The following is a 24,271-nucleotide window of genomic DNA, read 5'->3' as shown; positions in this document are numbered from 1 at the left end:
GAAGCTGAACCGCCAAGCCACCCGGAGGCGTGTCGGCGGCCCTGGCTGGCCGTCTCAGTTTCCGTCTCATTCAGCCTCGTTCACGGCCGTTCAGGCAAGACCCAGCTTCGCCCCCGAACGAGCGGTTGTTCTCCCATGAACGCACGTGAACGGTCCCGCACGCGCCCCATCACCCCACCAACACAGTTGGAAAGCGTGTTGGCCGTGCAGAGCGCCATCAGGCGCCTGGTCGCGCAGGGCCCGGTTGGGTCTGCCGGACGCCGGGGCATGCCACCAGCGTGCTGCCGTCCTCGTTGAGAAACAGCATGAAGATCCAGGACCGGTCGGCAGCCGTGACTTGGCCGAGTCGAACCGGTCGGCCGTACAGGTCCAGGCGTTGCACGGCTCGCGCTAGGCCGTGCGTCTCGATGCCTCTCCGGAGGGTGTGGCGGAGTCGGCGTGCGTAGATCGTCGCGAGCGACTTGGCTGACGTCGCTCCGTCCCAGACGACGTAGGAAGCGCCGGCGTGGAGAGCAGAGAGAGCGGCTAATGACGTCTCGTCTCCGCGGCCCAGAAGTCGTTCGAGCGCTTCCCGCTTCATGACCCACCCCCGGTCAGGATCCTGCTGTACAGCAGCGAGGTACAGCAACCCCAGCAACCGCCCCAGCCCGGCAGCGGTTTCCACGACCCTCCGCGCGGCCTGTATGACCTTCAACGACCGATCTCTCTAGAGCTACGGATCAGAAGGTTGCAGGTTCGAATCCTGCCGAGTGCACAGTAAAGAGGCCCCGGAGAAATCCGGGGCCTCTTGCGTTTTCCGTGGCGTACAGCAGCGAAGTACGGCAACTCGGCGTTCCGGAGCGGGACGACCCTGGGAGCTTCGGGGTGGACAACAGCCCCCGAGTTGTCAGTGACGGCTGTTAGGTTCCCACTCGCGCTGCCGAGGAGATCATTCGCCGCCCCCCCCGATTTGATCGGTACCTGACATTCGACAGCCGTGTGCGTGATACAGCCCGGTCCATCGGGACCGGGGCCGCTCCTTACGAAGGGGAAGCTTGATGAGAAGCAGTGTGCTGGGCCTCAGCCTGGCCCGTACGGTGGCCGTCCTCACGGCGGCCGTGGCCCTGGCGGTGACGGCGGCACCGCTGACGGGCACGGCGGAGGCCCATGAGGCGGTGACGGGATCACTCAGCTTCAGCGGGGAGCCGGGCGAGTACATCTCCGGCGGCCAGTCGTACAGCTACACCCCCGAGACGACCGAGATGTTCGACATCTCGGGTCCGGTCTCGGGGTCCGCCGTGGGCGCCACAGTCGTCACGCCCGAGGGCGAGCGCTGGTACCTGCACATGGAAGCGCCCTACGGTCAGAAGCTGACTTCCGGCACCACCTACACCAACGCCTCGAGCTGGCCCAACGCTCAGCCCGAGGACCCCAAGCTGGAGCTCAGTTCGACCGACCGGTCCTGCGACACCGGCACCGGCTCCTTCACCATCTCCCACATCGCCTACGGCCCCTACGGCTACATCAGCGAGGTCGACGCCACCTTCGAACGGTATTGCAGCGGCTCCACGCTGCCTGTGCGCGGCGAGCTCCACGCCCGTATGGCCGAGCCGCCGGCGGAGCTCGCCATCGGCATGAGCCTGAACACCACGGGCACGGTCGACACCCACACCCACGAGATCACCGTCGGCGGCTCGGTGACCTGCAACAAGCCTGCCCGCATCACCCTCACCGCCAGCGCCTACCAGACGCAGAAGACTGAAACCGCGTCCGGTTCGTACGAGGACCTGGTCGTCGTCTGCGAGCCCGGGGCCCCGGCTCCGTGGACGGTCGCCTTCCCCAGCAACATCGAGCCCACCGCCTCCTTCAAGCCCGGCGCCGCCGTACTCCGGGGCGTCGGCAGGGCGGACGACCCTGACTACCCGGTGACCGTCAGCACCGGCTTCCCGAGCACCGACATCACTCTCGTCAAGTCCTGATCCCGAAGCGGGCCCGGCCACGTGCAACGGCCGGGCCCGCCTGTCGATCCGGCCCTCCACCACGGGCTCGATCACCGCAGGACCGGGTCATGATCAAAACGAGGCCTGCCAGAGTGCACGTCCTGGATGACGTGAGAGGTCCCTGGCGGGCACGGGTCGTGCGGCGGACAATGGCGTCGTGACGTTGACTATCTGGGTCGATGACTGGCAAATGCAGTGCTGCGGACAGAACTTCGCTGTGGGGGACGTCGTCTCATGGACGCTGGTCGAGGCCGATCCGGAGGACTACGCAGACGTCGTCGGGGAGAAACGTGCGGATGAGATCGGCTTCCGCGAGGAGCACCACGGCCGGGCGGGGCAGCGTGCGGCCACCGCGGTGGAGGTGCTGTCGATCGATGAGGTGCACTGCCGTTACGAGATACCGGCAGGTGCCACGGACCGGCTGAACCTTCCCGTTCGGGGCACGACCGTCCTGGCTCCCGTCGGCAGGGCGGACGGATGGGCCCGGCCCCGCCCGGACGTGGACTTCGCGGGCTACCTGGTGACCGCCCGGCACGTCACAGGTCTGCCGGAGGGTGCCGTCGCATGAAGCCCCTTCCGCAGGAGAACAGCGGGCCTCAGCAGACCGGTGCGTGGCTCGTTCTGCTGAACGTCGCGGCCATGCATCTGAGCGGCGCCCTGCTGTTCGTCGCTCTGGGCCGGCTTCCGTCCGTGTCCACGAAGACCTACGGCCAGGTGTTCGGTCTGTTCGCCTGGTTCCTGGTGCTCCATGTGTCCATCCAGGTGCCGTCCGGCATCCTCGTCTCTCGCTGGGCGGCTCGCGGACAGGTGGTCAAGGCCGGCTCGGTCGCGTTGGCGCTGGCCACCTCGGCTGTCTGCGCTCTCCACTGGTGTGTCGAACGGCAGCCGTCGACATGGGACTTGTGGTGGCAGAGCTGGTGTTGTCTCTGCGTTTCCCTGAGCGGTTACGTCTGGCTGTGTTCCTTGCGCCGCTCCACAGTCCAACGGCTCAGGGAGCGAGTGAGCCGTCATCTGGGCACTGTCGCCGTCTGGGCTCTGCTGCGGCCAACCACGGCATGGCCCCCGCTGAATGGCGAACCGCGTGCTGCCTTCTGGACAGTTTGCTCTGAGGGGTCAGTCGGGCTTTTCCACCGACAGTTCCACTCGGGACTCGTGGGCCAGTGCCGTCGCGCGGGTGAACCAGTCCGTGATGACCGCCAGTTCGGCCGGTGTGTAGTCCGCGAACAGGGTCATCAGGCGGGTGTAGTGGGGGCCGTAGGCCGCCTCCACCCGGGCGACCGCCGAAGGGACCGCCGCCACTCGGACCCTGCGGCGGTCCGTGGGATCGGGGCGGCGGGTCACGAAGCCCGCGCGTTCCAGGCGGTTCAGGATGCCGGTCACCGCGCCCGTCGTGACCTGGATACGGGACGCGAGGTCGCCGGCGGTCAGGAGATCGGGGCCCGCCTGGAGGACGTAGCCGAAGCAGGTGAGGTCGGTGACGGTCAGGTTCAGCCGCCGGGCCATCTCCTGCTGGCCGATCAGGTGCGCGGCGATGAGGTCGTCCATCGCGGTCAGCGCCTGCGCGGGGGTCGCGGGCGGGCGGGACTTGCCGTCCATCTTCCTTGGTTCCTTAGTTTGTGAGATATTCGAGAGGTAAATCTCTTAGTACGTGAGAGATGTATAGGAGGCCGTTCCATGAGTCTGTACGACGAGGGTCACACGATCGCGGGGTGGACCGGGTGCGCCATCGCCACGCTCGGCAGTGGTGTCGGGGGCGCGGGAGTGTGTACGGGGTCCGTTGCGGCTCTCGTGGGCGGCGGGGTGCTCGTCGCGGTCGGCGTGCTGGTCACCTGGGTGCTGCATCTCAGTGGGTGGGGGAAGCCGCCGGGCGTCCGGCCGCGGGCGGAGTGGCGGATGGGGACGCGGGACACGCAGGCCCGCGGTGGCCACGCCGGGTGCGTGGGCTGCGCTCTCGCCGGCCGGCGTCCGGCCTCCGCCCCCGCGGTCACCCGTGCCGAATCGATACCTCTGTCTCCCATCGAGTGAACGTGCCCTGCAACGGCCATAGTTGCTGGTCAGCCTCCCTAGCTTCCGTGGTGGAGGTGATGCTCGATGTACGAGCACAACGACAGGACCCGGCTGCCCGAGCGGGGCGCGATCGACATTGACGACTTCGTGTTCGCAGCCACCGGGGCCCGCGTGCGGAGGTTGACCACTCCGGACGGTGAGCACTGGTTCCCGGCCGTCGACGTGGCGACGAGGCTGGGGTATGTGAACACTCGCCAGGCACTGCTGCACCATGTCCCGAGGGATGGGCACCAGAGTCTCGAAGATCTTGCACGAAGCGTCTATAGCGGAGACGCTTTGCGCAGAATCGCAGGTCACGGGCTCAAGAAGTCGATGCGGATGGTGAGTCTGCGGTCTCTGATCACCCTCGTGAACGCGTGCACCAAGCCCGAATGCGCCCCCTTCAAAGCCTGGGTCTCCGAAGTCATCGTCACCATCCAGCGCGACGGCACATACAGCCTCGACCCCGCCCCGCTCCAGACCGCTCCGGGCACCTCCTACGTCATGCCCGCACAGGTCGCCGACGCCATCGTGCGCCTGGAGGAGCGCAACCTCCGCGCCGACGAAGCCCTCGCCGCCGCCCAGGCCGAGCACCTCGCCGAACTCCGCCGCGCGAACGACGAGCGCAGCAAGGTCAGCGAGCAGCTGGGCGCCCTCACCCACCAAGTAACCGGCGTCCACCACGTCCTCACCCGCATCGCCGACGCCCTCGACCAGATCGCCGACCGCATGCGCCCCGCCCCTCCCCCCGAGCCGCGGCGCGCACCCCTGACCCCCCAGCACCTCCTCGCCACCTGGCGCGACCGCAACCTGGTCGTCACCGAGGACGTGCATGCCGTCGCCGCCCACCTCGCCCCCGCCCTGGTCCACGGCCCCGTCGCCTGCCGTCTGGAGGACGTCGCGGCCCGCACCGGTCTTACACGCGACCGCGTCCACGACTGCGTACGCATGCTGATCAAGCGGGGCTGTGTACGGCAGAGCGGCAGCGCGGCGGACGGGGTACCCGTCTACTCGCTCCCGTAGCCGAAGAGACTCGGTAGCCAAAGAGACAGAGCCCGAAGTCGCACTCAGAGGATGCGGCTTCGGGCTCTCCACGTACCGTACCCGCCTCCGCCGCCGGACCGGCGATGTCGGCGGCATCTCCTACCCTCACGAGTGATGGCAGCACAGATGTGGACGTGTACGGGACTGCGCTGGTCCCCAAAGGGGCCGGAGCTGGTCTGGTCCGGCGGCCGGCGCAGCGCGCTGACGTGGGGGAAACGGGTCGCCTTCGGCGTACCGGAGGACACCGTGCGGCGCTGCGTGGGCGCGCGGGGGAACGCGTGCCCCGCCGGCGCCCCCGTCCCCGCGCGAAGCACCGGCGCCCGCTGCGACGACTGCGCCCGCCTGGACCGCGCGCACTCCGTGGCCGCCGACACGATCGCCGACGACCCCCGCCCGTACCGCGTCTACCTGGCCTGGTTCGGCCCCGGAATGGTCAAGGTCGGCATCACCGCCGTGGAGCGCGGGTCGGCACGGCTGCTGGAGCAGGGTGCCGTCTGCTTCAGCTGGCTCGGCACCGGCCCGCTGATGGCCGCCCGGCGCACCGAGGAGCTGCTGCGGGCCGCGCTCGGCGTCCCGGACCGGATTCCGTACGCCGCGAAGCGCACCGTACGCGCCGCCCTCCCGGCCGGAGCCGAGGAGCGGGCGGCGGAGGTGCGGGAGCTGCACGCACGGGCCGCCTCCCTCGGGAACTGGCCGGAGTCCGTCGTACGAGAACCGTGCCACGTCACGGACCACCTCGCCGCCTTCAACCTCCAGCACGCCGAGCCCGCCACCGGCGCCGTGACCGAGCTGGTCGCCGGAGGACACGTGGCCGGTGAACTCGTCGCCGCCGCCGGACCCGACCTGCACCTGGACACCGGCGGACCCGGAGGCGTACTCGTGCTCGACACCCGTCTGCTCCCCGGCTGGGAGCTGATCCCGGCTCAGGGGAGCAACGAAATCACCCTGCCCGTAAAGGACTTCGCCGCCCGTCAGGACGGCCTCTTCTGACTCTCACCCCTTTCTCAGCGAAATCACAGACTGCCGAAAGGGCTCTCTCAGAGGGTGCGGACAAGGTCTCACCATGACCACGACCTCGCCCCAGGGGCGCACCGAACTGCTGAGGCCGGACGGCAGCCCCGTCCGCGTGCTGGTGGTGGACGACGAGCTGTCGATCACCGAACTGCTGAGCATGGCGCTGCGCTACGAGGGCTGGCGGATAAGGAGCGCGGGGGACGGACAGGGCGCGCTGCGGGCGGCGCGTGAGTTCCGGCCCGACGCGGTGGTCCTGGACATGATGCTGCCGGACATGGACGGGCTGACCGTGCTGAGCCGGCTGCGTCGCGAACTCCCGGACGTGCCGGTGCTGTTCCTCACCGCCAAGGACGCGGTGGAGGATCGTATCGCCGGGCTCACGGCGGGCGGGGACGACTACGTCACCAAGCCGTTCAGCCTGGAGGAGGTCGTGGCCCGGCTGCGCGGGCTGATCCGGCGCTCCGGCGCCACCGACCGGCGCCCGGACTCCGTGCTGGTGGTGGGCGACCTCAGCCTGGACGAGGACAGCCACGAGGTCTGGCGGGGCGAGGAGTCCATCCACCTGACCGCCACCGAGTTCGAGCTGCTCCGCTTCCTGATGCGCAACCCGCGCCGGGTGCTGAGCAAGGCGCAGATACTGGACCGGGTCTGGTCGTACGACTTCGGCGGGCAGGCGAACGTCGTGGAGCTGTACATCTCCTATCTGCGCCGGAAGATCGACGCGGGCCGGGAGCCGATGATCCACACCCGCCGGGGGGCGGGCTACCTGATCAAGCCCGCCGTGTCGTGAGGCCCGTGCGCCGCGCGGGCACCCCACGCACCCTGCGGACGCGGCTGGTCGTCGCGTCCGTCGTGCTCATCGCCGTGGTCTGCGCGGTGATCGGTACGGTGACCACGCTCGCCCTGCACGAGCACCTGTACCAGCAACTCGACGGCAAGGTGCGGGAGATGGCCGAGCGGGCGGTCGGCCGCCCGCGTCCCGGCCCCGGCCCCCTGGACCCGGCCGCCGCCGCGCTCGCCTCGGCGGCGGCCGTCGAGAGCCCCGCCGAACGGGTCACCACCCTGCTCACCCGTGGACCCACCCAGAAGCAGACCGTCGCCGCGTACGTGCGCGACGGCTCGATCGTCTCCGGGGCGGTCTCCGAAGAGCAGAAGGACGGCAGCGGTGTGTTCCGGCGCATGCGCGCGGCCCGCCTCAGCCAGGCCCAGACCGACGCCCTCGCCACCGTCCCCCAGGACGGCGGCGCCCACACCGTCCACCTCCCCGGCCTCGGCGACTACCTCGTCCGGTACGCGGCGAGCCACGACAGCGCCGACCGGTACTACGTCGCCCTCCCCACCGCCGACATGGACGGCGTCGTCGACACCCTGATCCTGGTCGAGGTCTGCGTCACCCTCGCCGGGCTCGTCGCGGCCTCGCTGGCCGGCACGGTCATCGTCGGCGTCGCCACCCGCCCCCTGCGCCGGGTGGCGCGCACCGCCACCCGTGTCTCCGAACTCCCCCTGCACTCCGGCGAGGTGAACCTCAGCGAGCGGGTCCCGGAGTCCGAATGCGACCCGCACACCGAGGTCGGCCGGGTCGGCGCCGCGCTCAACCGGATGCTCGACCACGTCAACGGTGCCCTGCACGCCCGCCAGGAGAGCGAGACCCGCGTCCGGCGCTTCGTCGCCGACGCCAGCCACGAGCTGCGCACCCCGCTCGCCTCGATACGCGGCTACGCCGAGCTGACCCGGCGCGGCGGGGAACAGGTCGGCCCGGACACCCGGCACGCGCTGGCGCGGATCGAGTCCGAGGCGGGCCGGATGACCCTGCTGGTGGAGGACCTGTTGCTGCTCGCGCGGCTGGACGCCGGCCGCCCGCTCCAGTTCGACCGCACCGACCTGGTCCCGCTGGTGGTGGACACGGTCAGCGACGCCCGCGCGGCCGGCCTCGGCCACACCTGGCGGCTCGACCTGCCCGACGAACCGGCGCCGGTGACCGCCGACGCGGCCCGGCTCCAGCAGATCCTGGTCAACCTGCTGGGCAACGCCCGCAGCCACACCCCGCCGGGCACCACGGTGACCGCGCGGGTGCGCAGGCAGGGCGACCGGATGTGCGTGCAGGTGGCGGACGACGGTCCGGGCATCCCCGCCGCGCTGCTGCCGCACGTCTTCGAGCGGTTCGCGCGCGGCGACTCCGCCCGCACCCGCGCCACCGGCTCCACGGGGCTCGGCCTCGCCATCGTGCGGGCCGTCGTCACCGCGCACGGCGGCACCGTGGACGTCGAGAGCCGGCCCGGCCGGACCGTGTTCACCGTACGGCTGCCCGCCGCCGGGCCCGAGCCGGTTCCGCGCTCACAGCCGGGCCACAGCGTCACCACACGGGCGCGACAGGGGAGTTGAGAAGAGTCGGTCCCATGCGAACCGACTCTTCTCCCGGCACCCTCCCGGCACGGGAGCACCTCCCTGCCACGGCCGCCGGCACCCCGGTGCTGGACGTGGTGATCCCCGTCTACAACGAGGAGAAGGACCTGCGCCGGTGCGTCCTCAGACTGCGGGAGCACCTGGCGCGCACCTTCCCCTACGCCTTCCGGGTCACCATCGCGGACAACGCCTCCACCGACGGCACCCCGCTCATCGCCGCCGAACTCGCCGCCCGCCACCCGGACGTGACCAGCGTCCGGCTGGAGCGCAAGGGCCGGGGACGCGCCCTGCGCACGGTGTGGTCCGCCTCCGACGCGCCGGTCCTCGCGTACATGGACGTCGACCTCTCCACCGACCTCAACGCCCTGCTCCCGCTGGTCGCCCCGCTGATCTCGGGCCACTCCGACCTGGCGATCGGTTCCCGGCTCAGCCGGACCTCGCGGGTGGTGCGCGGGCCGAAGCGGGAGTTCATCAGCCGGGCCTACAACCTGATCCTGCGTGGCTCGCTCCAGGCGCGGTTCTCCGACGCGCAGTGCGGCTTCAAGGCGATCCGGCGCGAGGTGGCCCGGGCGCTGCTGCCGCTGGTGGAGGACACCGGCTGGTTCTTCGACACCGAGATGCTGGTGCTGGCCGAGCGGGCGGGACTGCGCATCCACGAAGTGCCGGTCGACTGGGTCGACGACCCGGACTCCACCGTGCGCATCGTGCGCACCGCGACCGAGGACCTGAAGGGCGTGTGGCGGGTGGGGCGGGCGCTGACCACCGGTTCGCTGCCGCTGGACCGGCTGGCCCGGCCGTTCGGCGACGACCCCCGCGACCGCGAGATCACCGACGTGCCCAAGGGGCTGGCCCGCCAGCTCGTCGGGTTCTGCGTGGTCGGCGGGCTCTCCACCCTCTTCTACCTGCTCCTCTACAGCCTGTTCCGGCAGTTCGGCGGCTCGCAGGCGGCCAACGCGCTCGCCCTGCTGCTCTCCGCGCTCGCCAACACGGCCGCCAACCGGCGCCTGACCTTCGGGGTGCGCGGCCGGGGCGGAGCGGTACGGCACCAGGCGCAGGGCCTGGTCGTCTTCGCCATCGGACTCGCCCTGACCAGCGGCTCGCTGGCCGCCCTGAACGCGGCCACCGCCGGCCCCGCGCACAGCACCGAGATCGCGGTCCTGGTCGTCGCCAACCTCGCCGCGACCGTCCTGCGCTTCCTCCTCTTCCGCGCCTGGGTCTTCCCCGACCGCCGCGACCCCGCACCCGCACCCGTACTCGCCCCGGCCGTACCCGCCGCCCTCTCCGAACCCACCACCATCTCCACGGGGGACCCCCGATGACCACCCACTACGACCAGCCCCCGCAGACCGCCGAGACGCCACCCGCACCGGCCGCCGCTCCCAAGGCCACCTTCGCCCGCCGTCTGTGGCGCGGCCGTCCCCAGGACCCGGGCTGGGTCCGTCCCGCCTTCTGGGCACTGCTGGCGGCGACCTTCGTGCTGTACCTCTACGACCTGAGCGCCTCCGGCTTCGCCAACTCCTTCTACTCGGCGGCCGTCCAGGCGGGCAGCACCTCCTGGAAGGCCTTCTTCTTCGGCTCGCTGGACGGCGGCAACGCCATCACCGTCGACAAGCCCTCGGCGTTCCTGTGGCCCATGGAGCTGTCGGTCCGGGTCTTCGGCCTGAACTCCTGGGCGGTCCTGGTCCCCCAGGTCCTCATGGGCGTCGGCTCGGTGGCGGTCGTGTACGCGGCCGTACGGCGCCGGTTCAGCGCGGTGGCCGGGCTGGTCGCGGGCACGGTGCTGGCGCTGACCCCGGTCGCGGCGATGATGTTCCGCTTCAACAACCCGGACGCGATGCTGGCCCTGCTGATGGCGCTGGCCTGCTACTTCACCGTCCGCGCGGTCGAGGACGGCCGGACCCGCTGGCTGGTCTGGGCGGGCGTGGCCATCGGCTTCGCCTTCCTCGCCAAGACCCTCCAGGCCTTCCTGATCCTGCCTCCGCTGGCGATCGTCCACGCGGTCTGCGCGCCGGTGCGGTTCGGCAGGCGGCTGGTCCAGCTCGCGCTGGCCACCCTCGCACTGGTGGTGTCCGGCGGCTGGTGGGTCGCGGTGGTCGAGCTGTGGCCGGCCTCCTCCCGCCCGTACATCGGCGGCTCGCAGCACAACAGCTTCCTGGAGCTGACCTTCGGCTACAACGGGCTCGGCCGGATCAACGGCGACGAGACCGGCAGCGTCGGCGGCGGAGGCGGCGGCATGGGCGGCGGCGGTGGCCGCTGGGGCTCGACCGGCTGGGACCGGATGTTCGGCGCCGAGGTCGGCGGCCAGGTCTCCTGGCTGCTTCCGGCCGCGCTGATCCTGCTGGTCGCGGGCCTGTGGGCCACCCGGAAGCTGGGCCGCACCTCTGTCACCCGTGCGTCGTTCCTGGTCTGGGGCGGCTCACTGCTGATCACCATGGCGGTCTTCAGCTACATGGCCGGCATCTTCCACCAGTACTACACGATCGCCCTCGCCCCGTACCTCGCCGCCGTGATCGGCATGGGCACCGGGCTGCTGTGGGAGCGCCGCGAGGAGACCTGGGCGGGCTGGGCGCTGGCGGCCGCCTCGGTGGCCGCGGGCGCCTGGGGGTACGTGCTGCTCAACCGCACCTCCGACTACCTGCCCTGGCTGAAGTGGCTGGTGCTGGTCGGCGGGCTGCTCGCCGCGCTCGGGTTGTTGTTCCTCGGCCGCGCGCCCCGGAACCTGGCGCTCGGCGCGGCCGCGCTGGGCCTGGCCGCGGCCCTGGCGGGGCCGACGGCGTACACGCTGAGCACGGTGAACTCCGCTCACACCGGGTCGATCCCGACCGCCGGACCGGCGGGCGCGAGCATGATGGGCTTCGGCCGTCCGGGTGGCCGGGGCGAGGGCATGCGCGGCGGCTTCCCCGGCGGGATGCCGGGCGGGCAGGGCCAGGGCCAGACGCCGCCCGGCGGTACGGGCGGCCAGGGCTTCCCCGGCGGTGGCTTCCCCGGCCAGGGCGGTCAGGGCAACAGCAACGGCAACGGCCAGAGCAAGGGCCAAGGCGGGCAGAACGGCCAGGGCTTCCCCGGCGGCGGTTTCCCGGGCGGCCCGGGCTTCCCCGGCGGTACCGGCGAATCCGGCCGCATGGGCGCCCCCGGCGGCGCGGGCGGCCTCCTCAACGGCGCCACCGTCTCCGCCAAGGCCAAGAAGCTCCTCCTGGCCGACGCCGACTCCTACACCTGGGTAGCCGCCTCCACCGGCTCGCAGAACGCGGCCAGCTACCAACTCGCCACCAACAAGGCGGTGATGGCGATCGGCGGCTTCAACGGCACCGACCCGTCCCCGACCCTCGCCCAGTTCAAGCGGTACGTCGCCGACGGCAGGATCCACTACTACATCGCGGGCGGGGGCATGGGCGGTGGCATGGGCCGCACCGGCGAGGCGCGAGGCGGCATGGGTGCCGGCGGCACCGCCACCTCCATCAGTACCTGGGTGGAGGCCAACTTCAAGAAGGTGACGGTCGGTTCGGCCACCTTCTACGACCTCACCCGGAAGCAGGCCGGCTGACCGGGAACACCTTCGGCCGATAATGCCGTACACCGTATAGGGAAAGCGCTATACGGTGTACGGCATGTCCGCTCCCGACGTCTCGGCACCACCGCACCCGAAGGCCCCCGCGGGCCACCCCCGCCGCTGGCTGATCCTCGGCGTGATCTGCCTCGCCCAGCTCACCGTGCTGCTCGACAACACCGTGCTGAACGTGGCGATCCCCTCGCTCACCCACCGGCTGCACGCGGCCACCTCCGACATCCAGTGGATGATCAACGCGTACTCGCTGGTCCAGTCCGGCCTGCTGCTCACCGCGGGCAGCGCCGCGGACCGCTACGGCCGCAAGAAGATGCTGATCGCGGGCCTCGCGGTGTTCGGTCTCGGCTCACTGGCCGCCGGACTCTCGACCACCACGGGGCAGTTGATCGCGGCCCGCGCGGGCATGGGCATCGGCGGCGCGCTGCTGCTGACCACCACGCTCGCCGTTGCCATGCAGATCTTCGCGCCCGAGGAGCAGCCGAAGGCGATCGGCATCTGGGCCGCGGTCAACTCGCTGGGCTTCGCGGCCGGCCCGCTGATCGGCGGCTTCGTGCTCGACCACTTCTGGTGGGGCGCGATCTTCCTGATCAACCTGCCCGTGGCCGCCCTGGGCCTGGTCGCCGTGGTGGCCCTCGTACCCGAGTCCAAGGCCACCCGTGCCGTCGGCGCCACGGGCCTGCCCGCCCGCCCCGACCTGCTGGGCGCGCTGCTCTCCACGATCGGCATGACCGCCCTGGTCTTCGCGGTCATCTCCGGCCCGCACCACGGCTGGTCCTCGGCCCGCGTGCTCGGCTCGGCGGCCGTGGCGGTGGCCGTGCTGGCGGTGTTCGCGTACTGGGAGAGCCGGGTCGAGGAGCCGATGCTCGACCTCGCGTTCTTCCGGGACCGCCGGTTCACCGGAGCGGTCGCGGGCGCGGTGCTCATCACCTTCGGCATGGGCGGCGCGCTGTTCCTGCTCACCCAGCACCTCCAGCTGGTCCTCGGCTACGGCCCCTTGGAGGCGGGCGCGCGCACCGCGCCGCTGGCGCTCACCGTGGTCCTGCTCAACTTCAGCGGGCTCTCCGCCAAGTGGGCGGCCAGGCTGGGCACGCCGGTGGCGATCGCGCTGGGCATGGCGCTGATGGCGGGCGGCCTGGTCTCCATCGCCGAGCTGGCCTCCTCCGGGTACGCCGGGACGCTGCTCGGGCTGGTGCTGATCGGCGCCGGGTGCGCGCTGGCCAACCCCGCCATGGCGCACGCGATCATGAGCGCCATCCCCCCGGAGAAGGCCGGGGTCGGTGCCGGGATCAACGGCACGCTGGCCGAGTTCGGCAACGGTCTCGGGGTGGCCGTGCTGGGCGCGGTGCTCAGCTCCTTCCTGGCCCACGGCCGCACCCTGTCGGCCGGGCTCAGCGCCGGCCAACTGGTCGGCTCCGTCTCTGTGCTGGCCGGTGGCCTGGTCGCGGCGGCACTGCTCAAGCGGGCCCAGCGCGATGCCGCCTGAACCGGGGTGGTTGAGCCGCCCGGACCTGGCAAGGTGTGCGGTGAGCGACGGCCCACGGAGGGAAGCCCGGTGGTGAAGGAAGACGGCCCCCATGAGGACCGCCCCAAGGCCGGGCGGCGCGGCAGCGTCTGGGTGACCGGCAAGGAGCGGCGCGGCCGGGGCGGCCAGCCCTCCGGCCTGGACCGGGACCGGATCACCGCGACCTCGGTCGCCCTGCTGGACGCCGAGGGCCTGGACCGCTTCTCCATGCGCCGCCTGGCGGGCGAGCTGAATGTGACCGCGATGTCCCTGTACTGGTACGTCGACACCAAGGACGACCTGCTCGAACTCGCCCTGGACACCGCCTTCGGCGAGCTTCCGCTGCCCGACGCGGAGGACACGGAGGCCGACTGGCGCGAGCAGTTGCGCGCCCTGGCGACCGAGTACCGGGCGATGATGGTCCGCCACCCCTGGCTGTCCCCGATCGCGGGCCGCTTCCTCAACATCGGCCCGAACTCCCTGGCCTTCTCCCGCGCGGTGCAGCGGGTGGTCGGCCGGGCGGGGCTGCCCGCGCACGGGGTGACGGGCGCGATCTCGGCCGTCTTCCAGTTCGTGTACGGCTACGGCACGATCGAGGGCCACTTCCACGCCCGCATCGCGGACACCGGGCTGAGCGCGGACGAATACTTCCAGCAGTCCCTCAACGTCGCCTCCGAGGTGGCCGGCACCTCGGAGGTCCTGCGGGAGTCCCTCGCCCTGATGGACGCGCGCGGCGGTGACACGGTGCAGGAGATGCTCGACCGGGACTTCGTCTTCGCCCTTGACCTGCTGATCGCGGGCATCGAAGCGATGGTGGCCCGCGGCTGACCCCCCGAGGGCCGGCCACGGGCCACCAAGGTGTTGCTCTACGAGCCGGACGCCAGCCGCGCCGGGAACCCGCCCGTCGCCACCGGCCCCCACCGCTCCGGCGTGACCCGGATGATGGACTTGCCCTGCTCGGCCATGGCCTTGCGGTACTCGTCCCAGTCCGGGTGCTCACCGGCGATGTTCCGGTAGTACTCGACCAGCGGCTCGATGGACTCCGGGGTGTCCAGCACCTCGGCCGTGCCGTCGATCTGGACCCAGGGCCCGTTCCACTCGTCGCTCAGCACGATCAGGCTGACCCGCTCGTCCCTCCCCCAGTGCCTTGAGGGCCTGGGAGGTGCCCCCACGCGTTCCGGGTCTTGGCCCGCTCCGGATACGTGGAGGCCACGATCCGGCCGGAGTCGTCCACCCCGCAGGTCAGCGGGGAGCCCTGGGGCGAGCCGTCGGAGCGCCGGGTCAGCAGGATGGCGCGATGGCGGGGTCGTACGAAGTCCAGCAGTTCCGGCAGGGTCACTTTGGTGTTCGTAGCGATGTCGGGTGCCATGCGCCGAGCCTAAAGGCTGTTGCACAACGGCTGGTCGATCTTCCGGGTCTCCTTCCTGCGGCGTTCCAAGACGGCAGAAAGACGGGCACATTCGGGCAGTTGACCTTGCTGCCGATGGCTGGATCTGAGCGTGATCGCCGTTGTGCAACACCCTTTAGGGGGTGTCTCGTCAGAGCGACGGCAGCACGTCGCCCTGGACCGCCTGGATTTCCAGCTCGATCCGCAGGGTGGTGCCGATGGCGGCGATGCCGGCCTGGAGAACCTGGTTGTAGTTCATGGCGAAGTCGTCCCGGTGCAGCTCGGCCGTCGCCCGGAACGCGGCCCGCGTACCGCCCCAGGGATCGGCGCCGGTGCCGAGGTAGGCGAGGTCCAGGTCGACCGGGCGGGCGATCCCGCGCATCGACAGCTCGCCGTGCACGGTCCACCGGTCGGGCCCGGCCTGGGTCAGCCCGGCCGAGCGGTAGGTCAGCTCCGGGTACTTCGCCACGTCCAGGAAGTCGGCCGAGCGCAGGTGGGTGTCCCGCATCCCGTTGCCGGTGTCGATGGACTCGGCCCGGATGACCGCCTCCACGCGGGACTTGGTGATGTCGTCGGGCGCGATCTCGATGCTCCCGCCGAACTCGGTGAACCGGCCCCGCACGCTGGAGATGCCCAGGTGCTGCGCGACCGCGCCGACCGAGGAGTGCACCGGGTCGATGGTCCACGGGCCGGGCGGCGGCAGCTCGCTGCCGCCCTGCCGGGCCAGGGTGACCGCGCCGACCTCGGCCCGGCCGCTCGCGGTGACCAGCGCGCTGGAGGCGACGGGCGCGTACCCGACGGCGGTCACGATCACCGTGTACGCCCCCGGAGCCAGCGCGGTGTCGTCGCGCACCACGCCCTCGGCGTCGGCCTCGGCCCGCAGCACCTGCGTACCGGTCATGTCGGCCACCGTGACCACCGCGTGCGAGACGGCCCAGCCGTCACGGGTGCGGATTCTCGCGGTCAGTGCCATGGCGTTCTTCTCCCTGCGCGGCTGAGCGCGCGTCGGTCAGGGGACCGGCCCGTGGCCCGCTTCTTCGAAGGCGGGCCACGGGCCGGTCGGGTGAACTACTCGCCGGGGTGGGCGAGTTCGATGTCGTGGCCGTCCGTGCCGGTACCGGCGACGGTCAGCGCGGTGGCCACCGGCGGGTAACCCGTGGCGATCACGGTGTACTCGCCGCTGTCCAGGTCGGTGAAGGCGTACGCGCCGTCCGCACCGGTGGTGGCGGTGCCGACCACGTTGCCCGCCTGGTCGACCAGGGTGACGCGGGCGTCGGCCAGCGGCCCGTGCGGGGCCCGGACGACACCGCTGAGCAGCGCGCCGGTGTCCAGGTCGACCTCCACGCGGGTGACCCCGGTGGTGGCGACCTCCACGGGCAGCGCGCGCGGCCGGTAGCCGGCGGCGTTGACCGCGATCGTCACGGTGCCGGGCACCAGCTCGGTGAACCCGAACTCGCCCTGCTCGCCGGTCTGCGCGGCGGCCAGCAGATCACCGCGCACATCGGTGACGACGACCATCGCGTCCTTCACCGGCTGGGCGCTCCCGGCCGCCCGGACCACACCGGTCAGCCCGCTGGTGCCACTGAGCAGGATGTCGTACGACAGCGGCTCCTCGCCCACCACGACGGTGGACGCCTGCGGCTGGAAGCCGTCCGCGGAGGCGATCAGCACGTACGAGCCGGTGCCGGGGGCGGCCAGCGCGTAGGAGCCGTCGGCCTGGGCGACCGCGCGGCCGAGCTGGCGGCCGGCCAGCGAGATCAGCGTGACCGCCGCACCCGGGACCGGGGCGCTCTCGGCGCCGCGCACGAAGCCCTGCACCGGGGTGCCGCCGGCCGGAGCGGTCTCGCCGGCCATGGCGACGGCCGTCACCCGGGGGGCGGTCGCGGCCGTGGTGGCCGTGCCGTCGGCCGAGGAGGCGCTCTCGGTGGTGGCGAAGGCCATGGCCGGGACCTGCTGGGCCTCGGCGACCGCGGGGGCGGCGGCCGGGTCCGTGACGGGGGCCTCGGACTCGGAGGACTGCGCGAGCGCGCCCTTCGTCTTCAGCGGGACCTCCTTGATGAACAGCGTGATCAGGAAGGCGACGGCGGCGAGGCCGCCCGCGATGAGGAAGACATCGGCGATGCCGTGGCCGTAGGCGCTCTCCAGCAGGTTCCGGATCGGGCCCGGCAGCGTGTTCATGTCCGGGATGGTGTCGGTCGAGCCGGACTGCGCCATCGCGGCCTGGTACTTCGGGCTCAGCGAACCGATGCCGTCCGTGACGTAGTGCGTGATCCGGTGGGCCATCACCGCGCCGAGCGCCGAGACGCCCACCGCGCCGCCGAGGGAGCGGAAGAAGGTGACCGTGGAGCTGGCCGAGCCGAGGTCGGAGGGCGCCACCTGGTTCTGCGTGGCGAGCACCAGGTTCTGCATCATCATGCCGATGCCGAGTCCCAGCAGGGCCATGAAGATGGCCATCTTCCAGTAGTCCGTGTCGTAGCGGATGCCGCCCAGCAGGAGCAGTCCGGCGGTGACCAGGACGCCACCGCTGACCAGCCACGCCTTCCAGCGGCCGGTACGGGTGATGAACTGGCCCGACACGGTCGAGGAGACGAACAGACCACCGATCATCGGGATGGTCAGGACGCCCGACATCGTCGGGGACTTGTCGCGGGCGAGCTGGAAGTACTGGCTGAAGAACACGGTGCCGCTGAACATGGCCACACCGACGAACAGCGAGGCGAGCGAGGCCAGCGTGATGGTGCGGTTCTTGAACAGGCGCAGCGGGATGATCGGCTCGCTGGCCTTGGCCTCGACGAGCACGAACAGCGCGCCGAGCACGATCGAGCCGGCCACCATCGCGTAGGTCTGCCAGGACAGCCAGTCGTACTTGTCACCGGCGAAGGTGACCCAGACCAGCAGCAGCGAGACGGCCGCGGAGATCAGCGCGGCGCCGCCCCAGTCGACCTTGACCTCACGCTTGACCACGGGCAGGTGCAGGGTCTTCTGGAGCACGATCAGCGCGATGACCGCGAAGGGGACACCGACGTAGAAGCACCAGCGCCAGCCCAGCCAGGAGGTGTCGGTGATGACACCGCCGAGCAGCGGGCCGCCGACGGTGGCGACGGCGAAGGTCGCACCGAGGTAGCCGGAGTACCGGCCGCGCTCACGGGGGGAGATCATCGCCGCCATGACGATCTGCGCCAGGGCGGACAGACCGCCGACGCCGATGCCCTGGACCACACGGCAGGCGATCAGCATGCCGGGGTTCTGCGACAGACCGGCCGCCATCGAGCCGACGACGTAGATCACCAGGGCTATCTGGACGAGCGCCTTCTTGCTGTACAGGTCGGCGAGCTTGCCCCACAGGGGGGTGGCGGCCGTCATGGACAGCAGGGCCGCGGTGACGACCCAGGTGTAGGCGGACTGGCCGCCGCCGAGGTCACCGATGATGTGCGGGAGCGCGTTGGAGACGATCGTGGACGACAGGATCGCCACGAACATGCCGAGCAGCAGCCCGGAGAGCGCCTCCATGATCTGCCGGTGGGTCATCGGGGCCTCATCGGCCCCGCCCCCGTGCTTGGCGTGAGCCCGCACACCGGATGGTGTGGTCGTTGCCATGGGCTTCCTTTACTTACGTGATCGCGGGTGTACGGGTTTCTGCGGAAACGGGGGCGGCCGGTCTCGGCACACCGGAGCGGCAGTCGCCGAACGACGCGCGCAGCCGGGTCATGAGCTGGATGAGCTGGGCGACCTCGTCGTCGGTCCAGTCGCTCAGCCGCTCGGCGAGCAGTCGGCTGGTGCGCAGCGACAGCTCCACGAGCTGGTCGTTGCCCGCGGGCGTCAGGCGCAGGATGCGCGAGCGCTTGTCCGCCGGGTCCGGGGACCGCTCGATCCAGCCGCGCGCGGCCACGTGGGCGACATGCCTGCTGGTCACCGACATGTCGACGGCGAGCAGCTCGGCGAGCTTGCTCATGCGCATCTCCTCGTGGCGGCCGAGCAGGGTCAGCACGGCGGCCGAACCGGCCGGGCAGTCGGGCGGGAGTATCCGCCCGATGTCGCGCTTCACGGCGCCGACGGCACTGAGCTGACGTGCCAGCTCCTCGAACTGCGCCTGCTCGGCCATCACACCTCCCGTATTCGTTGCTTTGGGCAACCATAGAGATACTTGGTTGCTGTAGGCAAATAGATCGGTGGCCGATGGCGCAAAAACTTGGCAAAGGCAAGTATTGCGATCGTAAATGTGCAGGTGAACGCGGGTGACCTGCCCGCCTCTGTCCCCATGGCCCCGCACTTGGGGTGGGCACCCGGATTCGCTAGTGTCTCGGCCCATGGCTAACACCCAGGGCCCCCAGGGCAATTACGACCCCGCAGGCAGCACTCAGATGTTCCGCGCGTTCGTCGACGAGACTCCCCCGGCTCGCCAGCAGGAGGCGGCTTCCTCCGGTCCCCGCGTCGGCCTCATCATCGGCGTCATCGTGGCCGTGGCCGTCGTCGCGGCCGTCGCCTGGCTCGCGCTGAAGTGACCCCCGGCTCCCTCTGGGAGCCCCCTCAAAAGCCCGCGGCCCGCGTCCGCGCCGAAGCGCGCGACACGGGCCGGGCGGGCCTTTCGGTCCGTCGGACTCCGGGTCCCTCAGTCCGAGACGAGACCCTCGCGGAGCTGGGACAGCGTGCGGGTCAGCAGCCGCGAGACGTGCATCTGCGAGATGCCGACCTCCTCGCCGATCTGTGACTGGGTCATGTTGGCGAAGAAGCGCAGCATGATGATCCGGCGCTCGCGCGGCGGCAGCTTGGCCAGCAGCGGCTTGAGCGACTCCCGGTACTCCACGCCCTCCAGCGCCGTGTCCTCGTAGCCGAGGCGGTCGGCCAGGGAGCCCTCCCCGCCGTCGTCCTCGGGGGCCGGGGAGTCGAGCGAGGAGGCGGTGTAGGCGTTGCCCACCGCCAGACCGTCGACCACGTCCTCCTCGGAGACACCGAGCGCGACCGCCAGCTCCGGCACGGTCGGGGAGCGGTCGAGCCGCTGGGACAGCTCGTCGCTCGCCTTGGTCAGCGCCAGGCGCAGCTCCTGGAGCCGGCGCGGCACCCGCACCGACCACGAGGTGTCGCGGAAGAACCGCTTGATCTCGCCCACGACCGTCGGCATGGCGAACGTCGGGAACTCCACGCCCCGTTCGCAGTCGAAGCGGTCGATCGCCTTGATCAGCCCGATGGTGCCGACCTGGACGATGTCCTCCATCGGCTCGTTGCGCGAGCGGAAGCGGGCCGCCGCGTACCGCACCAGCGGGAGGTTCAGCTCGATCAGGGTGTCCCGGACGTAACCCCGTTCGGGGCTGTCCTCGCCGAGCGCGGCGAGCCGCAGGAACAGCGAGCGGGACAGCGTGCGGGTGTCGATGTCCCCCGAGGGCACCGGCAGTTCTGCGGCCTCCCCGGCGGCCGGGGCCGCGTCGGGCGCCGGTGCCGGGACGGCGGGGGCGGGCGCGGCGTCGAGGGCCTCAGCGCCCTCGAAGCCGTCGAGGACGTCGAGAGCGTCGAGCTTCTGCGGCGCTGCCACGGTCTTCGTGAGCACCTTCGAGCTGCCCTGTTCTGCGGACATGCCACCCCCTTTGGGTCGCGGGACGGTCGCGGCGCACTGTCCTGATCGAACAGCACGGCCTTCACCTGAATACCGGAGCCGAAGCCTCGGCAAACGCGCTTCCCGCAGAATGTCACATGTCGGCAACGCGCTGTAGTGACATGTCGACACGTGAGACGCCAAGAAGCCCTGGCAGAACGGGGTCTGACGGGCTTTCGGCGCACAATTGCCGACACTGCCGACGTGCCGTGATTCGCTCCTGACGGTGATCATTCGATCCCGCATGCGAACGGCTGCTACCTGCTGTTTTCCGTTCCGTGCTCCCGTGCGCCGGTCATGCCTCGATCCGGTTGGCCGATCTGAGCCGCTGGAAGCTCCGGGCGAGCAGCCGGGAGACGTGCATCTGGGAGACACCGAGTTCGGCGCTGATCTGCGACTGGGTCAGGTTGCTGTAGTAGCGGAGCAGCAGGATGCGCTGCTCACGCTCGGGGAGCTGGACCAGCAGGTGCCGGACCAGGTCGCGGTGCTCGACGCCGTCCAGCGCCGGGTCCTCGTACCCGATGCGGTCCAGCAGTCCGGGCAGCCCGTCGCCCTCCTGAGCGGCCTCCAGCGAGGTCGCGTGGTACGAGCGTCCCGCCTCGATGCAGGACAGCACCTCCTCCTCGCTGATCCTCAGGCGCTCGGCGATCTCGGCGGTGGACGGTGATCTGCCGAGCGCGGTGGTGAGGTCCTCGGTGGCCCCGTTCACCTGCACCCACAGCTCGTGCAGTCGGCGCGGTACGTGCACGGTGCGGACGTTGTCCCGGAAGTACCGCTTGATCTCGCCGACCACGGTCGGCATGGCGAAGGTCGGGAACTGCACGCCCCGGTCGGGGTCGAAGCGGTCGATGGCGTTGATCAGCCCGATGGTGCCGACCTGGACCACGTCCTCCATCGGCTCGTTGCGGGAGCGGAAGCGGGCGGCCGCGTAGCGCACCAGCGGGAGGTTGGCCTCGATGAGTGCCCCGCGGACCCGGTTGTGCTCCGGGGTGCCGGGCGTCAGGTTCTTCAGCTCGCCGAAGAGCACCTGGGTCAGGGCGCGGGTGTCGGCGCCCCGGCGCTTCTCGGGAGGAGGTGCGGCGGAGGGCTCGGGGAGGTTCGCGGGCGCCTCCGCCTGGGGCGGCGCAGTACTGGCCGACACGGTCAACGCCACCTCTTCATCGGTCAATCATCCGTCAAAAGCGGTCATAGCATCACAAGACATGTGCACTGTGTGCAAGCACCGCATAACGCCGTGTTGGCCCTCAAACGACGCCAATGGATGGATCGCCGGACACGAAACAGCCCCCCGCCGTAACGGCGGAGGGCTCGCGTTCCGGGCCTGCCCGGCCCTCAGAACTCGTAGTCGGCGATCACCCACGTGGCGAACTCCCGCCACAGCGCGACGCCCGCCTGATGGGCGGGGTGGTCCAGGTAGCGCTGGAGGGCGCCGGTGTCCTCGACGGAGGAGTTGATGGCGAAGTCGTAGGCGATGGGGCGGTCCGTGACGTTCCAGCCGCATTCCCAGGAGCGCAGCTCGTCGATCTGCCCGCCGAGGGCGCGGAAGGCGGCCACGCCCTCCTGGACGCGCGGGTCGTCGCGCTCGACACCCTCGTTGAGCTTGAACAGGACCAGGTGCCGGATCATGCGGCGTACCTCTTGCTCTTTCGGCCGGTCAGTTCTTCGCGCCGTCCACGACCCAGGTCATGAAGTCCCCGATGGCCCCGGCGGCGTCCGATATGCCCTCGAAGGCTATCTGGACGTAGTCGGCCGCCTTGGCCGGGTCCGTGATGATCACGTACATGGCGAAGACCACGAGCGCGAACACGACGATCTTCTTGGCGTTCACCGCCACCGCGGCCTCCCCTGTCCCATCGGCCCCACTGACCTGCCTGCGGCGGCGAGTGTAACCGCCACGGGCCTTCGCGCACCCAACAGGACGGCCACGATTGTCAATTGGAAGCGCCGAGGCGGGACGCACGAAGGGCCCCGTCCGAAGACGGGGCCCTTCTCAAGCGGTAGCGGAGGGATTTGAACCCTCGGTGACTTGCGCCACACTCGCTTTCGAGGCGAGCTCCTTCGGCCGCTCGGACACGCTACCGAGGGAGACCTTACAGCAAGGTGCCCCGTCGGCAGAAATCGATGGCCGGAGCCCCTCCCAGCAGGGCTTTCGGGACTTCTTCAGCGCCCTCTGAAGAACTCCGTCAGCGGCCGGGCGCACTCCTCGGCGAGCACGCCCTCCACGACCTCCGGCCGGTGGTTGAGCCGCCGGTCGCGTACGACGTCCCAGAGCGAGCCGGCCGCGCCCGCCTTGTCGTCGCGGGCGCCGTAGACGACCCGTTCGACGCGGGACTGGACCAGGGCGCCCGCGCACATCGTGCACGGCTCCAGCGTCACCACCAGCGTGCAGCCGGTCAGCCGCCACTCGCCGAGCGCGGCGGCGGCCCGGCGCAGTGCCAGTACCTCGGCGTGGGCGGTCGGATCACCGGTCGCCTCACGCTCGTTGTGCCCGGCGCCCAGCACGGTGGTGCCGTCCGGGCCGAGCACGACGGCGCCCACCGGGACGTCACCGCCGAGCGCGGCCCGCCCGGCCTCGGCCAGGGCGAGCCGCATCGCGGGACGCCAGGGGTCGCGCACCGGGTCCGCGCTTCCTCGGATCTCGTGCGGCGCGGTCAGCGGACGGTCTCCAGTACTTCCGAGGCGCCCAGCACCTCGGCGATCGTGCCCAGGGCGTCGTTCGCGTCCAGGGCGCGCAGCTCCTTCTCGCCGATCCCGAGATCGCCGAGGATCTCGCGGTCGCCGACCGGGCTGTGCGGGACGGCGTCGGTGTCCGGGGACTCCTCGTCGTCCTCCGTCTCCTCGGCCTCCCCGTCCTCGGTGCCGTCGAGGTCCAGGGAGTCCAGGTCGGGCCCGTCGTCCGCGCCGGGCTCGCGGCCCAGCAGCTCATCGGTGAGGAGCAGCTCCCCGTAGGCGCTGCGGGCGGCGGCGGCCGCGTCGGAGACATAGATACGGGGGTCCTCCTCCCCGTCCACCCGGACGACCCCGAACCAGGAGTCCTCCTGCTCGATCAGGACGAGCACCGTGTCCTCCTCCGGCGAGGCCTCGCGGGCGAGGTCGGCCAGATCGGACAGGGTCTCCACATCGTCGAGCTCCGTGTCGCTCGCTTCCCACCCGTCTTCGGTGCGCGCGAGCAGTGCGGCGAAGTACACCGTGACTCTCCCACTGGTCATAGGTGTGCCGGTCGGGGGGTCCCCCCGGCGGAGGTCCGGGCGGGGGAGCAGCTGCGCTCCGGGGTCCGCCCACTGGGAATCGTGGCAGAAACAAGTCGTTCAGGGGACGTCTTCGGCTCCCTGTGTCCGGCTGTTTCGGCCGACCGTCACCAAACGGCCGACCGTGGGTCCGTAAAGAGCTCACCAGCGCATGCCGCCACCTGCGGATCGTACGTGGCCTCGTGAGCGCCGATCATCCTCGCCGGGAGCTTTCCCCGGTGCCTGCTGACAGGACCGTACGACGGCCGGGGCTACCAGCGGAACGTTCGCATGCGCATGGCGTGGCGCAGCCGGGCCGCCTTGGCGCGGCGCGGCTGGACCCGGTCGCGCAGTTGCCGGGCCTCGGCCAGGTCGCGGAGGAACTGGGCCCGGCGGCGCCTGCGTTCGGCGTCCGTCTCGGGCCGCGGAGGCCTGAAGGGCCCGATCTCCCCGGTCGTCGCCGGGCCGTTGTTCGGCAGGTTCGGCAGGTCAGCCACGGTTTCACCACCCCGGTCGGT

23 protein-coding genes, 1 tRNA gene and 1 pseudogene are annotated in these 24,271 nt (G+C 71.0%); 12 read left to right on the top strand and 13 right to left on the bottom strand.

Going from position 1 to position 24,271, the window contains the following annotated elements:
- Positions 1-1,037 precede the first annotated feature (1,037 nt).
- Both E5082_RS12210 and E5082_RS12205 read left to right on the top strand, forming a co-directional pair.
- On the top strand, positions 1,038-1,958 hold the full coding sequence (locus E5082_RS12210) for a hypothetical protein (protein WP_167514044.1): 921 nt from the start codon (positions 1,038-1,040) through the stop codon (positions 1,956-1,958).
- Positions 1,959-2,136: 178 nt separating this feature from the next.
- Positions 2,137-2,547, top strand: a complete 411-nt coding sequence (locus E5082_RS12205; RefSeq protein ID WP_135791293.1) for a DUF6578 domain-containing protein — start codon at positions 2,137-2,139, stop codon at positions 2,545-2,547.
- Positions 2,548-3,092: 545 nt separating this feature from the next.
- Here the strand turns inward: E5082_RS12205 and E5082_RS12200 are convergent.
- Positions 3,093-3,575, bottom strand: coding sequence for a MarR family transcriptional regulator (locus E5082_RS12200; protein WP_135791292.1), 483 nt, complete (start codon positions 3,573-3,575; stop codon positions 3,093-3,095).
- Positions 3,576-3,653: 78 nt separating this feature from the next.
- Here E5082_RS12200 and E5082_RS12195 point away from each other — a divergent pair, with 78 nt between their 5' ends.
- The 9 genes from E5082_RS12195 to E5082_RS12155 all read left to right on the top strand — a co-directional run bounded on the left by E5082_RS12195 (position 3,654) and on the right by E5082_RS12155 (position 14,380).
- Positions 3,654-4,004, top strand: coding sequence for an HGxxPAAW family protein (locus E5082_RS12195; protein WP_135791291.1), 351 nt, complete (start codon positions 3,654-3,656; stop codon positions 4,002-4,004).
- A gap of 66 nt (positions 4,005-4,070) precedes the next feature.
- The gene (locus E5082_RS12190; RefSeq protein WP_135791290.1) at positions 4,071-5,048 is read left to right on the top strand and encodes a BRO-N domain-containing protein; all 978 of its coding nucleotides are present in this window, start codon (positions 4,071-4,073) and stop codon (positions 5,046-5,048) included.
- A gap of 135 nt (positions 5,049-5,183) precedes the next feature.
- Positions 5,184-6,059 carry a DUF2797 domain-containing protein gene (locus tag E5082_RS12185; RefSeq protein ID WP_135791289.1) on the top strand — a complete coding sequence of 292 codons (876 nt, stop codon included), beginning with the start codon at positions 5,184-5,186 and terminating at the stop codon, positions 6,057-6,059.
- Positions 6,060-6,132: 73 nt separating this feature from the next.
- A complete protein-coding gene (locus tag E5082_RS12180; protein WP_030806287.1) occupies positions 6,133-6,873 on the top strand; it encodes a response regulator transcription factor in 741 nt (246 codons plus the stop codon).
- Between the two features lie 5 nt (positions 6,874-6,878).
- Positions 6,879-8,465, top strand: coding sequence for a sensor histidine kinase (locus E5082_RS12175; protein ID WP_135791288.1), 1,587 nt, complete (start codon positions 6,879-6,881; stop codon positions 8,463-8,465).
- 14 nt (positions 8,466-8,479) lie between these two features.
- Positions 8,480-9,805: a bifunctional glycosyltransferase family 2/GtrA family protein gene (locus E5082_RS12170; RefSeq protein ID WP_135791287.1), complete on the top strand. Its 1,326-nt coding sequence runs from the start codon at positions 8,480-8,482 to the stop codon at positions 9,803-9,805.
- The gene (locus E5082_RS12165; protein ID WP_135791286.1) at positions 9,802-12,030 is read left to right on the top strand and encodes an ArnT family glycosyltransferase; all 2,229 of its coding nucleotides are present in this window, start codon (positions 9,802-9,804) and stop codon (positions 12,028-12,030) included. The genes E5082_RS12170 and E5082_RS12165 overlap by 4 nt, the downstream gene beginning before the upstream one ends.
- A 64-nt stretch (positions 12,031-12,094) precedes the next feature.
- Positions 12,095-13,534 carry an MFS transporter gene (locus tag E5082_RS12160; RefSeq protein WP_135791285.1) on the top strand — a complete coding sequence of 480 codons (1,440 nt, stop codon included), beginning with the start codon at positions 12,095-12,097 and terminating at the stop codon, positions 13,532-13,534.
- Positions 13,535-13,603: 69 nt separating this feature from the next.
- The gene (locus E5082_RS12155; RefSeq protein WP_229918812.1) at positions 13,604-14,380 is read left to right on the top strand and encodes a TetR/AcrR family transcriptional regulator; all 777 of its coding nucleotides are present in this window, start codon (positions 13,604-13,606) and stop codon (positions 14,378-14,380) included.
- Between the two features lie 38 nt (positions 14,381-14,418).
- Here the strand turns inward: E5082_RS12155 and E5082_RS12150 are convergent.
- From E5082_RS12150 to E5082_RS12135, 4 genes and pseudogenes are all read right to left on the bottom strand, one after another.
- A pseudogene (locus E5082_RS12150) lies at positions 14,419-14,921 on the bottom strand (PPOX class F420-dependent oxidoreductase).
- Between the two features lie 169 nt (positions 14,922-15,090).
- A complete protein-coding gene (locus E5082_RS12145; protein WP_135791284.1) occupies positions 15,091-15,912 on the bottom strand; it encodes a YceI family protein in 822 nt (273 codons plus the stop codon).
- A 95-nt stretch (positions 15,913-16,007) separates the two neighbouring features.
- Positions 16,008-18,467: an MFS transporter gene (locus E5082_RS12140; RefSeq protein ID WP_167514043.1), complete on the bottom strand. Its 2,460-nt coding sequence runs from the start codon at positions 18,465-18,467 to the stop codon at positions 16,008-16,010.
- Between the two features lie 82 nt (positions 18,468-18,549).
- The gene (locus tag E5082_RS12135; RefSeq protein ID WP_086690073.1) at positions 18,550-19,041 is read right to left on the bottom strand and encodes a MarR family winged helix-turn-helix transcriptional regulator; all 492 of its coding nucleotides are present in this window, start codon (positions 19,039-19,041) and stop codon (positions 18,550-18,552) included.
- Positions 19,042-19,246: 205 nt separating this feature from the next.
- Between E5082_RS12135 and E5082_RS12130 the strand changes: the two genes are divergently transcribed.
- Positions 19,247-19,441: a hypothetical protein gene (locus E5082_RS12130; RefSeq protein WP_030806323.1), complete on the top strand. Its 195-nt coding sequence runs from the start codon at positions 19,247-19,249 to the stop codon at positions 19,439-19,441.
- Positions 19,442-19,548: 107 nt separating this feature from the next.
- Here the strand turns inward: E5082_RS12130 and E5082_RS12125 are convergent, their stop codons facing one another.
- The 8 genes from E5082_RS12125 to E5082_RS12090 all read right to left on the bottom strand — a co-directional run bounded on the left by E5082_RS12125 (position 19,549) and on the right by E5082_RS12090 (position 24,250).
- Positions 19,549-20,508 (bottom strand): RNA polymerase sigma factor SigF, encoded by a 960-nt coding sequence (locus E5082_RS12125; protein WP_135791282.1) that lies wholly within the window; start codon positions 20,506-20,508, stop codon positions 19,549-19,551.
- 313 nt (positions 20,509-20,821) lie between these two features.
- Entirely contained in the window at positions 20,822-21,673 is an 852-nt protein-coding gene (locus E5082_RS12120; RefSeq protein WP_135791661.1) for an RNA polymerase sigma factor SigF, read from the bottom strand.
- Between the two features lie 185 nt (positions 21,674-21,858).
- On the bottom strand, positions 21,859-22,152 hold the full coding sequence (locus E5082_RS12115) for a Dabb family protein (protein ID WP_135791281.1): 294 nt from the start codon (positions 22,150-22,152) through the stop codon (positions 21,859-21,861).
- 28 nt (positions 22,153-22,180) lie between these two features.
- On the bottom strand, positions 22,181-22,360 hold the full coding sequence (locus E5082_RS12110) for a hypothetical protein (RefSeq protein WP_030806336.1): 180 nt from the start codon (positions 22,358-22,360) through the stop codon (positions 22,181-22,183).
- A 161-nt stretch (positions 22,361-22,521) separates the two neighbouring features.
- A tRNA-Ser gene (locus tag E5082_RS12105) sits at positions 22,522-22,606 on the bottom strand.
- 80 nt (positions 22,607-22,686) lie between these two features.
- Positions 22,687-23,118, bottom strand: coding sequence for a tRNA adenosine(34) deaminase TadA (tadA, locus tag E5082_RS12100; RefSeq protein ID WP_030806339.1), 432 nt, complete (start codon positions 23,116-23,118; stop codon positions 22,687-22,689).
- 59 nt (positions 23,119-23,177) lie between these two features.
- The gene (locus tag E5082_RS12095) at positions 23,178-23,714 is read right to left on the bottom strand and encodes a tRNA adenosine deaminase-associated protein (protein ID WP_135791660.1); all 537 of its coding nucleotides are present in this window, start codon (positions 23,712-23,714) and stop codon (positions 23,178-23,180) included.
- Positions 23,715-24,025: 311 nt separating this feature from the next.
- Positions 24,026-24,250 (bottom strand): hypothetical protein, encoded by a 225-nt coding sequence (locus E5082_RS12090; RefSeq protein ID WP_107483878.1) that lies wholly within the window; start codon positions 24,248-24,250, stop codon positions 24,026-24,028.
- Between the last annotated feature and the right edge of the window lie 21 nt (positions 24,251-24,271).

Source organism: Streptomyces griseoluteus, assembly GCF_004784465.1.
GTDB classification, from domain to species: Bacteria; Actinomycetota; Actinomycetes; order Streptomycetales; family Streptomycetaceae; genus Streptomyces; species Streptomyces griseoluteus.
Note: the sequence above shows the minus strand (reverse complement) of the source record. Positions and strands in the feature narration are given on the sequence as shown.

Coding starts and splice junctions, on each gene's coding strand:
- E5082_RS12210 (WP_167514044.1), top strand. CDS start 1,038: ATGAGAAGCAGTGTGCTGGGCCTCAGCCTGGCCCGTACGGTGGCCGTC.
- E5082_RS12200 (WP_135791292.1), bottom strand. CDS start 3,575: ATGGACGGCAAGTCCCGCCCGCCCGCGACCCCCGCGCAGGCGCTGACC.
- E5082_RS12195 (WP_135791291.1), top strand. CDS start 3,654: ATGAGTCTGTACGACGAGGGTCACACGATCGCGGGGTGGACCGGGTGC.
- E5082_RS12190 (WP_135791290.1), top strand. CDS start 4,071: ATGTACGAGCACAACGACAGGACCCGGCTGCCCGAGCGGGGCGCGATC.
- E5082_RS12185 (WP_135791289.1), top strand. CDS start 5,184: ATGGCAGCACAGATGTGGACGTGTACGGGACTGCGCTGGTCCCCAAAG.
- E5082_RS12180 (WP_030806287.1), top strand. CDS start 6,133: ATGACCACGACCTCGCCCCAGGGGCGCACCGAACTGCTGAGGCCGGAC.
- E5082_RS12170 (WP_135791287.1), top strand. CDS start 8,480: ATGCGAACCGACTCTTCTCCCGGCACCCTCCCGGCACGGGAGCACCTC.
- E5082_RS12165 (WP_135791286.1), top strand. CDS start 9,802: ATGACCACCCACTACGACCAGCCCCCGCAGACCGCCGAGACGCCACCC.
- E5082_RS12160 (WP_135791285.1), top strand. CDS start 12,095: ATGTCCGCTCCCGACGTCTCGGCACCACCGCACCCGAAGGCCCCCGCG.
- E5082_RS12145 (WP_135791284.1), bottom strand. CDS start 15,912: ATGGCACTGACCGCGAGAATCCGCACCCGTGACGGCTGGGCCGTCTCG.
- E5082_RS12140 (WP_167514043.1), bottom strand. CDS start 18,467: ATGACCCACCGGCAGATCATGGAGGCGCTCTCCGGGCTGCTGCTCGGC.
- E5082_RS12135 (WP_086690073.1), bottom strand. CDS start 19,041: ATGGCCGAGCAGGCGCAGTTCGAGGAGCTGGCACGTCAGCTCAGTGCC.
- E5082_RS12130 (WP_030806323.1), top strand. CDS start 19,247: ATGGCTAACACCCAGGGCCCCCAGGGCAATTACGACCCCGCAGGCAGC.
- E5082_RS12125 (WP_135791282.1), bottom strand. CDS start 20,508: ATGTCCGCAGAACAGGGCAGCTCGAAGGTGCTCACGAAGACCGTGGCA.
- E5082_RS12115 (WP_135791281.1), bottom strand. CDS start 22,152: ATGATCCGGCACCTGGTCCTGTTCAAGCTCAACGAGGGTGTCGAGCGC.
- tadA (WP_030806339.1), bottom strand. CDS start 23,118: ATGCGGCTCGCCCTGGCCGAGGCCGGGCGGGCCGCGCTCGGCGGTGAC.